This window comes from Halanaerobacter jeridensis, assembly GCF_016908315.1.
Classification (GTDB): Bacteria; Bacillota; Halanaerobiia; order Halobacteroidales; family Halobacteroidaceae; genus Halanaerobacter; species Halanaerobacter jeridensis.
Genome location: NZ_JAFBDQ010000001.1, coordinates 75,442 through 91,263 on the forward strand (window position 1 = coordinate 75,442; position 15,822 = coordinate 91,263).

19 protein-coding genes are annotated in these 15,822 nt (G+C 32.2%); 18 read left to right on the top strand and 1 reads right to left on the bottom strand.

Going from position 1 to position 15,822, the window contains the following annotated elements:
- Window positions 1-179: 179 nt before the first annotated feature.
- The 3 genes from JOC47_RS00410 to JOC47_RS00420 all read left to right on the top strand — a co-directional run bounded on the left by JOC47_RS00410 (window position 180) and on the right by JOC47_RS00420 (window position 3,777).
- On the top strand, window positions 180-1,358 hold the full coding sequence (locus tag JOC47_RS00410; protein WP_204699983.1) for a phosphopentomutase: 1,179 nt from the start codon (window positions 180-182) through the stop codon (window positions 1,356-1,358).
- Window positions 1,359-1,373: 15 nt separating this feature from the next.
- Window positions 1,374-2,204: a purine-nucleoside phosphorylase gene (locus JOC47_RS00415; protein WP_204699984.1), complete on the top strand. Its 831-nt coding sequence runs from the start codon at window positions 1,374-1,376 to the stop codon at window positions 2,202-2,204.
- Between the two features lie 268 nt (window positions 2,205-2,472).
- Window positions 2,473-3,777, top strand: coding sequence for a pyrimidine-nucleoside phosphorylase (locus JOC47_RS00420; protein WP_204699985.1), 1,305 nt, complete (start codon window positions 2,473-2,475; stop codon window positions 3,775-3,777).
- A gap of 60 nt (window positions 3,778-3,837) precedes the next feature.
- On the opposite strand, the gene JOC47_RS00425 is transcribed toward JOC47_RS00420, so the two are convergent.
- A complete protein-coding gene (locus JOC47_RS00425) occupies window positions 3,838-4,299 on the bottom strand; it encodes a chemotaxis protein CheX (RefSeq protein WP_204699986.1) in 462 nt (153 codons plus the stop codon).
- Between the two features lie 215 nt (window positions 4,300-4,514).
- On the opposite strand from JOC47_RS00425, the gene JOC47_RS00430 reads away from it, so the two are divergent.
- From JOC47_RS00430 to JOC47_RS00500, 15 genes are all read left to right on the top strand, one after another.
- Entirely contained in the window at window positions 4,515-5,699 is a 1,185-nt protein-coding gene (locus tag JOC47_RS00430; RefSeq protein WP_338035287.1) for a D-alanyl-D-alanine carboxypeptidase family protein, read from the top strand.
- Window positions 5,700-5,805: 106 nt separating this feature from the next.
- Window positions 5,806-6,147, top strand: a complete 342-nt coding sequence (locus JOC47_RS00435) for an STAS domain-containing protein (RefSeq protein ID WP_204699987.1) — start codon at window positions 5,806-5,808, stop codon at window positions 6,145-6,147.
- A 5-nt stretch (window positions 6,148-6,152) separates the two neighbouring features.
- The gene (gene spoIIAB / locus JOC47_RS00440) at window positions 6,153-6,584 is read left to right on the top strand and encodes an anti-sigma F factor (protein WP_204699988.1); all 432 of its coding nucleotides are present in this window, start codon (window positions 6,153-6,155) and stop codon (window positions 6,582-6,584) included.
- Window positions 6,585-6,595: 11 nt separating this feature from the next.
- Window positions 6,596-7,378 (top strand): SigB/SigF/SigG family RNA polymerase sigma factor, encoded by a 783-nt coding sequence (locus JOC47_RS00445; RefSeq protein ID WP_204699989.1) that lies wholly within the window; start codon window positions 6,596-6,598, stop codon window positions 7,376-7,378.
- Window positions 7,379-7,514: 136 nt separating this feature from the next.
- Window positions 7,515-7,676: a hypothetical protein gene (locus JOC47_RS00450; RefSeq protein WP_204699990.1), complete on the top strand. Its 162-nt coding sequence runs from the start codon at window positions 7,515-7,517 to the stop codon at window positions 7,674-7,676.
- Window positions 7,669-8,316 (top strand): stage V sporulation protein AA, encoded by a 648-nt coding sequence (locus JOC47_RS00455; protein WP_204699991.1) that lies wholly within the window; start codon window positions 7,669-7,671, stop codon window positions 8,314-8,316. Before JOC47_RS00450 ends, JOC47_RS00455 begins: the two co-directional genes overlap by 8 nt.
- Before the next feature lie 14 nt (window positions 8,317-8,330).
- Complete coding sequence (locus JOC47_RS00460; protein ID WP_204699992.1) at window positions 8,331-8,762, top strand: stage V sporulation protein AB; 432 nt, start codon at window positions 8,331-8,333, stop codon at window positions 8,760-8,762.
- A 25-nt stretch (window positions 8,763-8,787) separates the two neighbouring features.
- Window positions 8,788-9,234 (top strand): stage V sporulation protein AC, encoded by a 447-nt coding sequence (gene spoVAC, locus JOC47_RS00465; RefSeq protein WP_204699993.1) that lies wholly within the window; start codon window positions 8,788-8,790, stop codon window positions 9,232-9,234.
- A 15-nt stretch (window positions 9,235-9,249) separates the two neighbouring features.
- Window positions 9,250-10,335, top strand: coding sequence for a stage V sporulation protein AD (gene spoVAD, locus JOC47_RS00470; protein WP_204699994.1), 1,086 nt, complete (start codon window positions 9,250-9,252; stop codon window positions 10,333-10,335).
- A gap of 2 nt (window positions 10,336-10,337) precedes the next feature.
- On the top strand, window positions 10,338-10,691 hold the full coding sequence (gene spoVAE, locus JOC47_RS00475; RefSeq protein ID WP_239550830.1) for a stage V sporulation protein AE: 354 nt from the start codon (window positions 10,338-10,340) through the stop codon (window positions 10,689-10,691).
- 45 nt (window positions 10,692-10,736) lie between these two features.
- Window positions 10,737-11,312 carry a stage V sporulation protein AE gene (locus JOC47_RS00480; protein ID WP_204699995.1) on the top strand — a complete coding sequence of 192 codons (576 nt, stop codon included), beginning with the start codon at window positions 10,737-10,739 and terminating at the stop codon, window positions 11,310-11,312.
- Entirely contained in the window at window positions 11,296-12,750 is a 1,455-nt protein-coding gene (locus JOC47_RS00485) for a spore germination protein (RefSeq protein ID WP_239550831.1), read from the top strand. The genes JOC47_RS00480 and JOC47_RS00485 overlap by 17 nt, the downstream gene beginning before the upstream one ends.
- A gap of 18 nt (window positions 12,751-12,768) precedes the next feature.
- Window positions 12,769-13,692, top strand: a complete 924-nt coding sequence (locus JOC47_RS00490; protein WP_204699997.1) for an acyl-CoA dehydratase activase-related protein — start codon at window positions 12,769-12,771, stop codon at window positions 13,690-13,692.
- Window position 13,693: 1 nt separating this feature from the next.
- Complete coding sequence (locus JOC47_RS00495; protein WP_204699998.1) at window positions 13,694-14,788, top strand: acyl-CoA dehydratase activase-related protein; 1,095 nt, start codon at window positions 13,694-13,696, stop codon at window positions 14,786-14,788.
- Complete coding sequence (locus JOC47_RS00500) at window positions 14,785-15,756, top strand: acyl-CoA dehydratase activase (RefSeq protein WP_204699999.1); 972 nt, start codon at window positions 14,785-14,787, stop codon at window positions 15,754-15,756. Before JOC47_RS00495 ends, JOC47_RS00500 begins: the two co-directional genes overlap by 4 nt.
- Window positions 15,757-15,822 lie beyond the last annotated feature (66 nt).

Here is a 15,822-nt window from a genome sequence, read left to right on the forward strand (position 1 = left end):
ATAATTTATAAAGAATAAATAATATAGCAGTCGTCTGATGTCTAACAAGTAAGTTATAAATTGTTTTTTTTATAATAATATAAACACAAAATAAATAGTTAATAAAAGCTGAAGACTTAATTAAGTTAATTTAAGATTCAAGTACAGCCAAATAAAATCTAACTAACGGGGGGATAACGATGAATCAAATTAATCGAGTAAATGTAATTGTATTAGACAGTGTAGGTATTGGTTATTTGCCAGATGCAGAGAAATTTGGTGACGAAGGAGCAGCAACTTTGCCTCATATTGCTGAAATGGTAAATGGATTAGATTTGCCTAATTTAGAACAATTGGGATTAGGTAATCTAGCAGAGATTAAAGGTGTTAATAAAGTTGAAGATCCTAAAGCATCTTTTGGTCGGATGAAAGAACAATCTAATGGAAAAGATACTACAACTGGGCATTGGGAATTAGCAGGATTAGTATCACAAGAACCTTTTCCTACTTATCCTGATGGATTTCCAGAGGAAGTAATGGAAGAATTTCATGAAGCGATTGGTAGAGAAAGCTTAGGGAATAAACCTGCTTCTGGAACAGTAATTATTGAAGAATTAGGAGAAGAACATTTGTCTACTGCTAAGCCTATTGTTTACACTTCCGCTGATAGTGTATTTCAAATTGCTGCTCATGAAGAAGTAATTTCAGTTGATGAACTTTATGAAATGTGCAGAAAGGCAAGAGAAATTTTGCAAGGAGAGCATGCTGTAGCTCGGGTTATTGCTAGACCTTTTGTAGGTGAATTAGGTGACTTTACTAGAACTGCTAATCGTAAAGACTTTTCTTTAGAGCCTCCTCAAGACACAGTATTAGACATTTTAAAAGAAAATGATAAAGATGTATTAGCAGTCGGAAAAATAGAAAATATTTTTGTTGAAAAGGGTATTACAGATGCTGTTCATACTAAAGATAATATGGATGGAGTCGATAAAACTTTAGAATATTTGCGAGAAGATAATGAAGGTTTGATTTTTAGTAATTTAGTTGATTTTGATCAAAAGTATGGTCACCGGAGAAATCCTGAAGGTTATGCTCAAGCTTTAAAGGATTTTGACCAGCGCTTACCGGAAATTATTGATGCATTAAATGATGATGACTTATTAATGATAGTAGCTGATCATGGTTGTGATCCGACTTATACAGGAACAGATCATACAAGAGAATATGTACCATTATTAGCTTATGGAGCTGAAACTGGAGTGGACTTAGGTACTAGAGATACTTTTGCTGATTTAGCTGCTACAATAGCTGATATTTTCTCTGTTCCTGATACTGGGAATGGAAGTAGTTTTGCTAAAGAATTAAAGATTAATAAATAAGGGGGTAGTTTGTAAATGTCTCAATCTAGAATGGATGAATTGCAAGAGAGTGTTAATTATATTAAGAATAAGATTGATTTTGAACCACAATTAGCTTTAATTTTAGGTTCAGGTTTAGGAGTATTAGCTGAAGAGATAACAGATAAAATTGAAATTTCTTATGGAGAGATACCCAATTTTCCTACTTCAACTGTAGAAGGACACGCTGGGCAATTAGTGATTGGTAAATTAGAAGGTCGGAAAGTAGTTACTATGCAAGGAAGATTTCATTATTATGAAGGATATGATATGTCTGCTATTACTTTTCCAGTCCGGGTAATGAAATTATTAGGGGCTGAAAAGTTAGTAGTTACAAATTCAGCTGGTGGAGTTAACCGTAACTTTAATGTTGGAGATTTAATGTTGATTAATGATCATTTGAATTTAATGGGGACTAATCCGTTAATTGGTTCTAATCAAGATGAATTAGGGCCAAGATTTCCTGATATGTCTGAAGCATATAGTAATCAATTGATTACAGTAGCAGAAAGAGTTGCTGATGATAAAGGTCTTAGTTTAAGAAAAGGAGTTTACACTGGTATGTCAGGACCAAGTTATGAGACTCCTGCTGAAGTAAGAATGATTAATCAATTAGGCGGTGATGCAGTAGGAATGTCAACTGTGCCTGAAGTTATCACTGCTAATCATGCTGGAATGGAAGTGCTTGGGATTTCCTGTATCACTAATATGGCAGCAGGTATTTTAGCTGAGCCATTGTCTCATGATGAAGTAATTGAGACTACACAAAAAGTTAAGCCTAAATTCATTAGTTTAGTCGAAGGAATCGTAAAAGCAATTAGTAACTAGTAGAGAGCTAAGTGTAAGTCATTGCATATAGATTGCGCAGTTGATATAAGCAATAAGTAGAGAGATTAGGACTGTACGGAGAGTCTTTGAATTTTAAGACTCGGAGGAAGAGTAAAGAGAAAAAAGTAAGACAGTGACAAGAAAATGTAGAGACTGGGCAGTGCCAAGTCTGTATAATAACAAAAAATAGGGTTGAGTTTGTGTTTGTACTGATTACTCTTTACTAACTTCTCATTACTATTCTTGTTACAATTATAGGGGTGATATAATGCGACCAAATGATATTATTGAGACGAAAAAAGAAGGTGGAAAATTAAAAGCTGATGAAATAGATTTCTTAATTAATGGTTATACTAATGGTGATATTCCTGATTATCAATTATCAGCTTGGGCTATGGCAGTCTATTTTCAAGGCATGGATAAAGAAGAAACAGCTATGTTAACGAAGACAATGGCTGAATCTGGTGAAACTATAGATTTAAGCAAGATTAAAGGTACTAAAGTAGACAAGCATAGTACAGGTGGAGTTGGTGATACAACTACTTTGATTTTAGCTCCTCTAGTAGCTGCTTGTGGTGCTCCTGTAGCTAAAATGTCAGGCCGGGGTTTAGGACATACTGGTGGTACGATTGATAAATTAGAGGCAATTCCTGGTTTTAAGACCTCTTTAAGTACAGAAAAATTCATTAATAGTGTCAATCAAATTGGAGCAGCAGTAGCTGGTCAAACAGGTAATTTAGCTCCAGCAGATAAAAAACTTTATGCTTTACGTGATGTAACAGCTACTGTAGATTCTATTCCTTTAATCGCTAGCAGTATTATGAGTAAAAAGATTGCTTCAGGAGCCGACGGAATTGTGTTAGATGTAAAAACTGGTGATGGTGCCTTCATGAAAACTTATGATGGTGCTTTAGAATTAGCCGAAACAATGGTTGAAATTGGAGAAGAAGTGGGGCGAGATGTAATTGCAGTAGTTTCCGATATGAATCAACCATTAGGTAAAGCTGTAGGAAATAGTTTAGAAGTTAAAGAGGCTATAGATACTCTAAAAGGAGAAGGCCCTGAAGATTTAACTAATCTATGTATTACTCTTGCTGCGCAAATGCTGCAGTTATCTAATGTTGTGGAGACTAAAGAAGAAGCAATTAATAAAGCAACTACAGCTCTCAATAATGGTGCGGCATTAAATAAGCTAAAAGAAATGATTGCTAATCAAGGTGGTAATTCAGAAGTAGTAGATGACTATCAATTACTGCCGCAAGGGGAAAATAAATTGGAAATAAAAGCTCAACAATCAGGATATGTACAAAAGATCAAGGCTAAAGATGTTGGCTTAAGCGCAATGTTATTAGGAGCAGGTCGTGCAACAAAAGAAGATGAAATAGATTTGGCAGTAGGTATTGAGTTAACTAAGAAAGTAGGAGATGAAGTAACAGCAGGTTCAACTTTAGCCACCTTAATTTATGATAGTGAAGAAGATTTGGAGGAAGCAAAAGATAAACTTAATTCTGCTTATCAGATAGGTAAAGAAGCACCAGAAGAAAATCCGTTGATCTATGATGTAGTAAAATAATAATATAACTAAAAGACCAGGTTTCCTCCTGGTCTTTTAGTAGTTTTAAAAAATTTGTGTCTATGATTTTTTAAGGGAAACATTTATGATGAAATCACCTATTTCTGTGTGTAAAGGAATTGCTAAAAATTGGCCTGGACCAGTTGAAATTTGTAAATTATCGCCGACTGTAATTGATGGTGGAGTAATATTACATTGAAATCCTTGGTTATTTAAATTGGTAATTGAATTTCCAGTAATAATATTAGCTAATTCACCTACTGCTGAACTTGCTAAATCATTAAATTCTTCTATTTCCATTCCTGACATTTTTTCAACTATTGCTAAAGCTGTATCTTCTGTCATACTAAAGTAAACAAATCCTTCTAAATCACCTGTAACCCCAATTGATGCATTGATTTTTTCAGCTGTGAAATGATTTTCTTTGGCTTCTAGGTCTCCTCTTTCCATTTCGACATCTAGCATATCTTTTAAAATACTTTGAGTAGCATTAAAAATAGGATTGATGTATTCTGCTTTCACATTTTATTCCTCCCTTAAATTACATAAGAAATAGGTTTTGGTCTATATAATATGCATTCTACAAAAAATTAAAAACACCTTGCTTTATTAAATATTATTTTTATCTAAGATAGCATTAGTAAATTTTAGTCTAATTTTGTTTTACTTCGCGAAAAAGTTAATGAATATTTTTTGTTGTAAATAAATATATTAATAAAAAGCGAGGTGTTTAATAAGTGGTATCCATTGCTAAGAAGAATAAATTATTGTTTAGTATTTTGTTTTTATTTTGCTTGTTAGCTATTATTTCTAAGCCAGTAACTGCAAACAGATTGGATTTTGAATTAAAATCTGAATCAGCAGTACTAATGGAGTTTAATAGCGGAAGAATTTTATATGAAAAGAAGGCAGATAAGAAACTTTCTCCAGCTAGTATTACTAAAATTATGACCATGTTATTAGTAATGGAGGCATTAGAAGAAGACCGCATTAAATTAACTGATCAAATAATGGTTAGTGAACATGCAGCTAGTATGGGTGGTTCGCAAATTTGGTTAGAGCCAGGAGAAAAAATGGAATTAGAAGAGCTTTTAAAAGCGGTAGCAATTGTTTCAGCTAATGATGCTTGTGTAGCAATAGCAGAGTATTTATGTGGAAGAGAAGAGGAATTTATAGAGCAGATGAATTTAAAGGCTAAAGAATTAGGAATGAAAAATACTAAGTTTTATAATACTAATGGATTACCAATTAAAGGGGATAAGGAAAAAGGAAATTATACTACAGCTCATGATATAGCTTTAATGACGAAAGAACTATTGCAATATCCTCAGATATTAAACTATACTTCTGTGTGGATTGATCATTTGCGAGATGGAGATTCTTTTTTACGTAATACGAATAAATTAGTTAGATTTTATGAGGGAGCAGATGGAGTTAAGACCGGTTATACTTCAGAGGCAGAATTTTGTTTGTCAGCAACTGCTAAAAAAGACGGATTACGTTTTATATCAGTAATTATGAAAGCGCCAAGTTCTCAAGTTCGTTTTGAAGAAAGTAAACTTTTATTATCATCTGCCTTTAATATCTATCGCTCTTTATTAGTAGTTAAGGCTGATGAAATCATAGGGGAAATAAAAGTTTTTAAAGGAGAACAACAAGAAGTCACTGCAGTATCAGAGAAGGGATTAACTGTTTCATTCTTAAAAGGAGAAGAGAATAAATTATTAAAAAGGACTATTTTGAAGCAAGAAGTAACTGCTCCAATTAAAAAAGGTGATAAAATAGGAAAAATTTTAGTTTTTAAAGGGGAAGAAAGAATTGGGTCAGTAAATTTAGTTGCCCAAGATAATGTGAAAAAAGCTAGTTTTTTAAAAATCATTACTAACTTATTTACTAAATTTGTTAGTAATTTAATCGTTTGATCTAAAGTCAATCATTATGATTGACTTTTTTTATATTTATCTCGGAAAATTTAAAGGAAAAATATGGTTAATGATGAAAATATAACTTAAAGGAGGGGGTGGGAAAATGAAATTAATAGCGGAAAAGATTACTTCGAATTTAATTGTTAGAATAAATGGTAATTTTGATCTACATACTGCTGAATATTTTAAAAAGCAAATTAGCAGTTATTTAAAAAAAGAAATCAATAATTTAATTTTAGACCTTCAGTCTATTGATGTGATAGATAGTTCAGGGATTGGAGCTATTTTAAGTATCTATAAAAAAATAAAGAAAAGGGGAGGAAAAATAGTTATAATAAATATAAATCCTACTTTAAAGAGAATATTTGAGTTATCAGGTCTATTAAATATAATTAAAGTTTATTCTTCTCAAAGGGAAGCGTTAGAAAAATTGCAAAGGAGGTAATTTAATTGGGAAATTATGCAAAGTTAATTATTAAAAGCCAAACTGATAATTTAGGTTTAGCTAGAATAACTGCTGCATCTTTTGCAGCACAGTTAGACTTTACTGTATCAGAAATTGAAGAATTGAAGGTGGCTATTTCAGAGGCTGTATCTAATGCTATTGTCCATGGTTATCAAGAAGAAAATGGAGAAATTGAAATAAGTATGGAATTAAGCCATAATCAATTGATTATAGTAGTAGTTGATGAGGGAGTAGGAATGGCAAATCCAAAAGAAGCATTTAAAGCTTCTTATACTACTACTGATGAAAGAATGGGATTAGGATTAACCTTTATTAATTCATTTATGGATAAGGTAGAAATAGATTCCAAAGTAGAAGTAGGTACTAAAATAAAAATGATTAAATCTCCTGAACAGATAAAAAAACAGATCAATTAGGCTCAATAACTATGATTGAATTTAATAAAATTAAAGAAAAGGAATTATTGTCTACGCCTGAAACAAAAGAATTATTAGCTCAAGCTCAACAGGGAGATAAAATAGCTAAAGATAAATTAGTTTGTCATAATTTACGCTTAGTTTTAAAAATAGCCCATCGTTTTAAAACAGAACAATATCAAATTGATGAAATCTTTCAAGTAGGAACTATTGGCTTAATGAAGGCAATTGAAAACTTTGATTTAAGTAGAAAAGTTGAATTTTCTACTTATGCAGTTCCTGTGATTATTGGTAAGATCAGGTCTTATTTAAGAGATGATGAACAGATTAAAATTGGTCGGACTTTAAAGCAAAGGGCTAAGCAAATAAAGAAAATGCAGGAGCAATTAAATAAGGAATTCAAAAGAGAAGCTACAATTCAAGAATTGAGTAGTGCTTTGAATTTATCATCTCAACAAATAGTTAGTGCTTTAGAAGCAGCACAAACGCCAAGCTCAATTTATGATAAGGTCTATCAACAAGGAGATGATAGCTTAAAACTAATAGACCAGTTAATGTCTGAGGATGATATTTATGAAAAAGAAATTAATCGTTTAACATTATCTCAAATATTAAAAGACCTTACCCCTAGAGCTAAAAGAATTATTAAGTTGCGATATTTTGATGACAAGAGCCAATCAGAAATTGCTGATTTGATTGGAGTTTCACAAGCTCAAGTTTCAAGGTTAGAGAAGAAAATATTGAATAATATCCGTGATAAATTAAAAGGAAATCAATCTGGAATTAAAAACTAGTCATGCAAAACATAATTAAATTGTAATAAAAAAGATCGGCAACTGCCGATCTTTTTTATTTTTTTGTATGATAAATTCACATTTGCACATAATATCTTATTAAGAAGCCAGATTACTTCATAAGGAGTAGATTATAATGAAAAACAATAAATTTGTGATTATTTTATTTTGTGTAGTATTTATTATATTTATTAGCCTGTGGTTGGTGAATAGTGGAATATTTTTTCAAGATGAAGTTTCATCTCGAGCTAAAAAAGTTTTTGCACCGCAGCGGATAAGTGTTGTCTCTTATGAATAATGAGCTGCCACCGGAAATTTTTTTAAAATTAAAAAATGACCTAACTGCTTACTCTGGACAAGACTTATTGTTATCAGACTTAGTCAATATAATTGCTCCACCTGAAATAGAAGAAAAATTAAAGAATATTTTAATTAAAACGGTAAAACAAAAGCCAGAAACTTCAATTGTAGTTTCTTCATTAGAAGTTATAACAGCTATTAAAGATAAATTTCCTAAGGCTAGTCTTAAACACTTAGGGACAAATAATTTAGTGATTGATGTTGTTGCTCGGGAACCTTCCAATAATAAATCTTTGTTGTCTAATACCCAACCTTCCTTTTTAGTTGTTTGTTTAGTAGGGATAGTTTTATTTATTGGCTCTGGCATGGCAATTATGCATTTTCATGCTGATGTAAATATTAAACAAGTACATCAAGAAGTGTATCAAATGATTATGGGTCAAGAAAAAAACAATCCTTTATTATTAGAGATTCCTTATTCTTTAGGAATAGCTTGTGGAATGATTATTTTTTTTAATAACTTTTTGAGCTTTAAATTTGATAGTGATCCTAGCCCATTAGAAATAGAAATGTTCTTATATGAAGATAAGATAAATCAATATGCTATATATAAGAAGGAAGAATTAGATAGTAGTTAGGTTAGGTGTTAATAATGCTAGAATTTTTTTTAATATTAGTTGGATTTTCGGAAGGAGTAATTATTGGTTCAGGATTAGCAGCTTTTTTATTAGTTCTTAAAATAATTCCACGTTTAATTAGATTTGGAAGTAGTAATCAATATCTAAAGGATTATCAAGCAGTTGTTGTTTTAGGAGCAATAACTGCTACTTATTTTCAATTTTATACTTGGCAGTTACCACAAATTTATCTTTTAAATGAAGTATTAACTATTATTATTGGTTTTATTTTTGGAATTTTTGTCGGATTAATAGCTGCAGCATTAACTGAAACTTTAAAAGCCCTTCCTATTTTAAGTAAAAGAGTAAATTTAGAAAATAGAATTAAAACTCTACTATTTTTTCTTATTTTAGGTAAAGTAATAGGTTCTTTAATTTATTGGTTTTATCCTCAATTATGGTCATAATAATCATTGCTAAGGGGGTTGAAAGATGGCACAAATAGATAAATCTATTCAAGATTATAAAAAAATGGTAAACAAACATCATCCGCAAGAATCTAAACTAAAAAATTTTTTCTTAGCCTATTTATTTGGTGGTAGTATCTGTTTGGTAGGTCAAATCATTAATAATTTATTTGTTTTTTTTAACTTTAATCCAACTCAAGCGGGAACCTTAACCACAATAGTTTTAATTTTAATTGGAGGCTTATTAACTGGTTTAGGCATCTATGATGAACTGGCTCAGATAGCAGGGGCAGGAACAATTGTGCCCATTACTGGATTTGCTAATGCAGTAGTGTCACCGGCTTTAGAGTATAAACAGGAGGGATATATTTTAGGAACTGGCACTCAAGTATATTCGATTGTTGGCCCTGTATTGACTTATGGGATGTTAACTGCTATGTTAGTAGGAATTTTAAAACTATTAATAATTTAGAAATGAGGTGAAAGCATGAAAAAGCTTGGTCAACAAACAATTCAATTTGATAATTCACCTCAAATCATTTCTTCTGCTTCAATTGTAGGAAAAAAAGAATTTGAAGGACCCTTAGGAGAATACTTTGACCAGGTTCTAAAAGATGCTTATCATCAACAGAAATCTTGGGAATTGGCCCAGGTTAAAATGACAGAAGATGTATTAGCTAAAGCCTTAGAAAAAGTCAGTTTGGCCCAAAATGAAATTGATTATTTATTAGCAGGAGATTTATTAAATCAAATTGTTGCTTCTAATTTTGCTGCTCGTAATTTTCCTGCTGCTTTTTTAGGGCTTTATGGAGCATGTTCAACAATGATTGAAGCATTAGCGATGGCTGGATTAATGGTTGATGGTGGTGCAGCGAATAATATTTTAGCATTTACTTCGAGTCATTATCAAGCTACTGAAAGACAATTTAGAACCCCTAATGAATATGGCGATAAGTATCCGTCTTATAAACAGCGTACAGTTACTGGAGGAGGAACAATGATTGTTTCTAATCAGACTGGAGGAGTAAAATTAACTGAAGCTACCTTTGGTAAAATAGTTGATTTAGGAATAGCAAATCCTCAAGATATGGGGGGGGCAATGGCTCCTGCGGCTGCTGATACAATTTTGCAGCATTTAGAAGATACAGGACGTAGTCCGAATTATTATGATCTGATTATCACTGGAGATTTAGGAAAAGTTGGGAAATCATTAACCATCGAATTATTAGCAGAACAAGGATGTCAAGTTCAGGATAATTATGATGATTGTGGAGTTTTAATTTATAATTCAAGTCAAAAAGTAGGAGCAGGAGGAAGTGGTTGTGGCTGTTCAGCTGTAGTTACAGCATCATATTTATTACCACAAATTATGCATAATAATTATGATAAAATTTTAGTTTTAGGAACAGGAGCATTATTAAATCCGACAATTTCTTTACAAGGAGAAACAATTCCTAGTATAGCTCATGCAGTAGCTTTAGAAAGTACAGGGCATTTAACTTCTGGGATTGGGCGCGAAGATATTAGACAAAGCTTAGCCACTTCAATTGAAGATTTGTCAGGAGTTGAATGAAAATGATCATTTATTTATTATCTTTTTTAGTAGGAGGATTAATTTGTGCTAGTGGGCAACTATTTCTTGATTTTAGTAATTATACTCCAGCTCATTTATTAGTCTTATTAGTTGTTATTGGATGTTGTTTAACTGGGCTGGGAATTTATTCACAATTAATAGATATAGCAGGGGCAGGAGTAACTGTACCAGTAATGAATTTTGGTTTTATATTAACTAAAGGGGTATTAATGGAAGTAGAACAAAGTGGGGTTTTAGGATTATTTACTGGTGCATTAGAAATTGCTAGTGCAGGTGTTAGCGCAGCAATAATTATTAGTTTTTTAATAGCTGTTATTTTCAACCCCCAAGAATAAGAGTGAAAAATAGTTTTTGAATTTCAATTCATAAAGGAGAATAAAATGGGAAATAATAAAGTTGTAGCAGTTACTGATGGTGATTCGACAGCAGCTAAAGCTGTGCAAAAGGCAGCTGAACAATTAAATTTAACTGTTATTTATGAATCAGCTGGTAACCCTACAACTATTTCTGGTTCAGAAATAATTACTAAAATAAAAGATTGTGCTGATGAGCCAGTAATAGTAATGTTTGATGACCAAGGAGAAGTAGGGGCAGGATTAGGTGAAAAAGCATTTTTAGAAGTTTTAAGAGCGCCTGAAATTGAAATTATAGGTGTTTTAGCTGTAGCTTCAGATTTGAAAAAAGTTCAAGGAATTACACCTGATTTTTCAATTACTCAGAATCAAGAATTAGTCAAAGAGCCAGTTGATAAGATAGGAAAAGCAGAAGCAGTAGGACACAAAACTTTAGAGGGAGATACTCTTGATATGCTTAATATGTTATCTGATACATTAATTGTTGGTATTGGTGATATAGGAAAAATGGATGACAAAGATTCAGTTGAGCAAGGTGCTCCAATAACTACTAGAGCAATTTCAGAGATACTACAAAGGAGTGAATATGAAGTTGGAAATTAGCAAAGATTTATCTAAAAATTTAACAGCAATTAAAGAAGAAATAGGTGGGCCAAAAACCTTTGATTTGGTTAATCGTGATTTTGAAATTGGAGATAAAGAAGTAAGTTTAGTTTTTATCGATAGTTTTGCTAAAGGAGATTTATTAAATAAAATTTTAGAATTTTTAATGAAGACCAAAAGGGAAGAAATAAGTATAGATGTATTAAAAAAATTATTAAATAATCGATTACCAATTTTAGAAGTTACAGTAGTTGATAAAATCGATGATTTGATTGATGAAGTTTTATCTGGTCCACAAGCATTATTAATTGATGGGATAGATCAAGCCATTATTATTGATGCTCGAACTTGGATGAGTCGTACTCCAGAAGAGCCAGAATTAGAAAAAGCAACTAGAGGTCCAGAAGATGGTTTTATTGAAACTATGTTATTTAATTTACAAATGATTCGTAGAAGAATTAGGGACCCTAAGTTAAGAGCTGAAGTGATAAAGGTTGGTCAGAGGTCTCAAACTGATACATGTGTAGTTTATATCGATGATATTGCTAACCTTAGTCTAGTGGAAGATATTAAAGATAGATTAAATAAAATAGAAGTTGATGGGCTTCCTTTAGCTGATAGAACAATAGAAGATTATTTAGTAGGAGATAAATTTAATCTATTACCTAAAGTAAGATATACTAATCGAGCTGATATTGCTTCCTCACATTTATTAGAGGGCAAGATTTGTGTAATTGTGGATAATTCTCCTACAGTGTTGTTATTGCCAGCTACCATGTTTGACCATACTCAAACCTTAGAGGATTATAGACAACCTCCTATTCCAGGCACTTATATTAATTTGTTACGTTTATGTTCTATTTTAATTTCTCTCTTTTTACCTGCTTTATGGTTATTATTTGCTTATAATCCTAACTGGTTACCAGAAATATTACAAATTATCGGTCCTAAAGAAATCGGCAAAATTCCCTTGGGGATTCAATTTGTTCTGGCAAGTATAGGTATTGATTTAATTAGAATTGCGTCCATTCAAACTCCTAGTTCTTTAGCGACTTCTTTAGGTTTGATTGGTGCTTTAATGCTGGGAGAGTTTTCTGTAAAGGTAGGATTATTTGCACCAGAAGTAATATTATATATGGCAATTGCAGCCATTAGTAGTTTTACTATTCCAGGGTTTGAATTTTCCTTGACCCTGAAGTTGTTTAGATTATTTTTAATAATAGCAGTAATTTTATTTAAAGGACTTGGATTGATAGTGGGAAGTGTTATTGTTTTCTTGATTTTTGCTTTAAGCAAATCTTTTGGCACTCCATATTTATGGCCGTTGCTACCATTTAATTGGCAAGCATTAAAAACTTATTTTATTCGTCAGTCAACTTTAAGTTTAGATAAAAGACGTAGTAATGTACACCAATTAGAAGATCAAACGAGAAAATGAAGTTTAAGGAGTGAGAAAATGTCAAAGATTAAGATTGGATTGCCTCGTGCTTTATTATATCACAGATATTATGAAGGATGGGAAACTTTTTTTGAAAGTCTAGATTGTGAAATAGTTAAAGCCAAATCTTCTACTAAATATATACTTGACCGAGGAGTTAAAGTAGCTGAAGAAGAGGCATGTTTGCCTGTTAAGTTATTTTTAGGGCATGTTGAATATCTTAAAGATAAGAGTGATTATATCTTTGTACCTCGCTTAGTAAGTGTAGAGAAAAATAAATATTTATGTCCTAAGTTTCTAGGACTGCCTGAAATGGTCAAGTCATCAATTACAGGACTACCTAAATTAATTGATGTAACAATCGATTTAAGAGACAGGAAAAGTAATTTGCTAAAAGTAGCTTTAGAAATTACTCAGCAATTGAATAAAAGTTATTATCAATCTTTAAAAGCATTTGTACAAGGCTATTTAGCATTTAAAAGATCTATTCAGTATCCTTCGAACAGACAAAAGCAGAGGGGGCAATATAAAGTTGGAATCTTAGGACATGAATATATAGTTTATGATGATTATATTAATATGGGTCTCATTAATAAGTTAAAAGAGTTAGGTGTTAGGGCAGTTACAACTGAAATGTTAGATAAGAGAGAACTAAAGTCTGGTTTATCACAAGTGTCTAAGGATATGTTTTGGACATTTAGTGAACGAATGTTAGGAACAGCCTATCATTTTTTTGAGAATAATGAGATTGATGGTATTATTCAATTAACTGCTTTTGGCTGTGGATCTGATTCATTAGTAGGGGAAATGATTGCACGTGAAGCACGAGACAAAACTGATTTGCCTTTTATGAGTCTTAATTTAGATGAGCATACTGGAGAAGCAGGGTTGATTACTAGATTAGAAGCCTTTATAGATATGCTTAAGTGGAGGGATAACTAAAATGAAAGTTACTTTTCCTCAAATGGGGACTATGGAGATTGCTGTTAAAACTTTATTAGAAGAATTAGGATTAGAGGTAATACCCCCTCCTAAAATTACTCAAAAGACTTTAGATTTAGGAGTTAAACATTCGCCAGAATTTGCTTGCTTACCTTTGAAAATAAATATTGGAAACTATATTGAGGCTTTAGAAAATGGAGCAGACACCATCATTATGGGAGGCGGAGTTGGACCATGTAGATTTGGATATTATGGTGAGGTAGAAAGAAAAATATTAGAAGATTTAGGTTATGATTTTAAGATGATTATCGTAGAACCAATCCAAAATGATTGGTGGGGTTTTTATAAGAAATTAAAGTTATTATTAACTAATATCTCTTGGTTTAATTTAAAGCAAGCTTGGCAGAGAGCTTGGGCTAAAGGGACAGCAGTTGATAATTTGGCTAAGACAGTTAACCAGATTAGGGCTTATGCACAAGATCGAAAGTTAGCCCAGGAAATGTATGAACAGGCTTTAACTGAAATAGACGCAGCAAAACGAATAATTGAAATTGAAAAACTAGAGCAAAGTTATCAGACTGAATTAAAGCAATTACCACAACGCCAAAATTTTTCTCCTTTAAAAGTAGGAATCGTAGGAGAAATTTATGTTGTTTTAGAGCCAGCAGTTAATTTTGCTATAGAGAAAAAATTAGGAGAAAGAGGAATTGTTGTAGATAGGTCGTTAACTTTGACCCAGTGGGTGAAAGAACATCTCTATTTAGGTCATTTCAAAGATGAAACTAAACATGAAGAAATTAAGGAGGCTGCAAGACCCTATTTGCAGCATATGGTAGGAGGACACGGTTTAGAAACAATTGGAGAAACATTTTTGTATGCTCAAGATAATTATGATGGTGTTATTCATCTAAGTCCTTTTACTTGCATGCCTGAAATTATTGCTAAAAGCATTTTACCGCGGGTAAGTCAAGATTTAGACCTCCCAGTATTATCTATTACAGTTGATGAACATACAGGTGAAGCTGGTGTAATTACTCGTTTAGAAGCATTTATAGATTTATTAAAACGCAATCATCAAAAAGGAGAGGTAATATGAAAAAAGGGTTTCTAGGTATTGATGTAGGTTCTGTAAGTACAAATATAGTAGTATTAGGAACTGATAATAAGTTAATAAAAAAGTTATATTTAAGAACGAATGGACAGCCAATTGATGCTATCCAAAATGGATTAAAAAAAATAGAAGAAAATCTAGAAGTTGAGATTATGGGAGTAGGTACTACTGGTAGTGCTAGAGAATTAGCAGGAGTAATAGTGGGGGCAGATGTAGTTAAAAATGAAATAACTGCTCATGCAGTAGCAGGGTCTCATTTAGTTCCAGGAGTTAAGACTATTTTAGAAATCGGCGGTCAAGATTCTAAAATTATTATTTTACGGGACGGAATAGTAGTAGACTTTGCTATGAATACAGTTTGTGCAGCTGGAACTGGTTCCTTTTTAGACCAGCAGGCAAGTAGATTAGAATTAGCAATTGAAAAATTTGGAGAGCTAGCATTGGAATCTGATAATCCAGTTAGAATTGCTGGGCGCTGTTCTGTATTTGCTGAATCTGATATGATTCATAAACAACAGCTAGGGCATAGTCTAGAAGATATTATTGCAGGTTTATCGCAAGCGTTAGTAAGGAACTATTTAAATAATGTGGGACAAGGTAAAGAAATATTAGAGCCGATTATATTTCAAGGGGGAGTAGCTGCTAATCAAGGCATCAAGGCAGCTTTTGAAGGTGAATTAGATACAGAGGTGATCGTTCCAAAATACTATAATGTAATGGGGGCTTTTGGTTCAGCATTATTAGCCAAAGAAGCAGTGCAAGAAAATGATGAAAGTAATTTTAATGGTTTTAATGTCTCTGACTTTGATTATACTGCTTCTAGTTTTGAATGTCAGCAGTGTCCTAATCATTGTGAGATAATTAATATTCATCAAGAAGGCAAATTAGTTGCTCGTTGGGGATTTAAATGCTCTAAAGGCGAAAACAATCAAGTTCAAAGTAGTGGTAAGTAGATAAGTATGATACTGATAATTGGCCCACGGGTTAAAATTAATTTTAGGTTCTAGTTGACAAACTCT

Bases quoted from the DNA above. Each gene is read 5' to 3' on its own strand.
- JOC47_RS00410 (WP_204699983.1), top strand. From the start codon at position 180: ATGAATCAAATTAATCGAGTAAATGTAATTGTATTAGACAGTGTAGGT.
- JOC47_RS00415 (WP_204699984.1), top strand. From the start codon at position 1,374: ATGTCTCAATCTAGAATGGATGAATTGCAAGAGAGTGTTAATTATATT.
- JOC47_RS00420 (WP_204699985.1), top strand. From the start codon at position 2,473: ATGCGACCAAATGATATTATTGAGACGAAAAAAGAAGGTGGAAAATTA.
- JOC47_RS00435 (WP_204699987.1), top strand. From the start codon at position 5,806: ATGAAATTAATAGCGGAAAAGATTACTTCGAATTTAATTGTTAGAATA.
- JOC47_RS00445 (WP_204699989.1), top strand. From the start codon at position 6,596: ATGATTGAATTTAATAAAATTAAAGAAAAGGAATTATTGTCTACGCCT.
- JOC47_RS00450 (WP_204699990.1), top strand. From the start codon at position 7,515: ATGAAAAACAATAAATTTGTGATTATTTTATTTTGTGTAGTATTTATT.
- JOC47_RS00455 (WP_204699991.1), top strand. From the start codon at position 7,669: ATGAATAATGAGCTGCCACCGGAAATTTTTTTAAAATTAAAAAATGAC.
- JOC47_RS00460 (WP_204699992.1), top strand. From the start codon at position 8,331: ATGCTAGAATTTTTTTTAATATTAGTTGGATTTTCGGAAGGAGTAATT.
- spoVAC (WP_204699993.1), top strand. From the start codon at position 8,788: ATGGCACAAATAGATAAATCTATTCAAGATTATAAAAAAATGGTAAAC.
- spoVAD (WP_204699994.1), top strand. From the start codon at position 9,250: ATGAAAAAGCTTGGTCAACAAACAATTCAATTTGATAATTCACCTCAA.
- spoVAE (WP_239550830.1), top strand. From the start codon at position 10,338: ATGATCATTTATTTATTATCTTTTTTAGTAGGAGGATTAATTTGTGCT.
- JOC47_RS00480 (WP_204699995.1), top strand. From the start codon at position 10,737: ATGGGAAATAATAAAGTTGTAGCAGTTACTGATGGTGATTCGACAGCA.
- JOC47_RS00485 (WP_239550831.1), top strand. From the start codon at position 11,296: ATGAAGTTGGAAATTAGCAAAGATTTATCTAAAAATTTAACAGCAATT.
- JOC47_RS00490 (WP_204699997.1), top strand. From the start codon at position 12,769: ATGTCAAAGATTAAGATTGGATTGCCTCGTGCTTTATTATATCACAGA.
- JOC47_RS00495 (WP_204699998.1), top strand. From the start codon at position 13,694: ATGAAAGTTACTTTTCCTCAAATGGGGACTATGGAGATTGCTGTTAAA.
- JOC47_RS00500 (WP_204699999.1), top strand. From the start codon at position 14,785: ATGAAAAAAGGGTTTCTAGGTATTGATGTAGGTTCTGTAAGTACAAAT.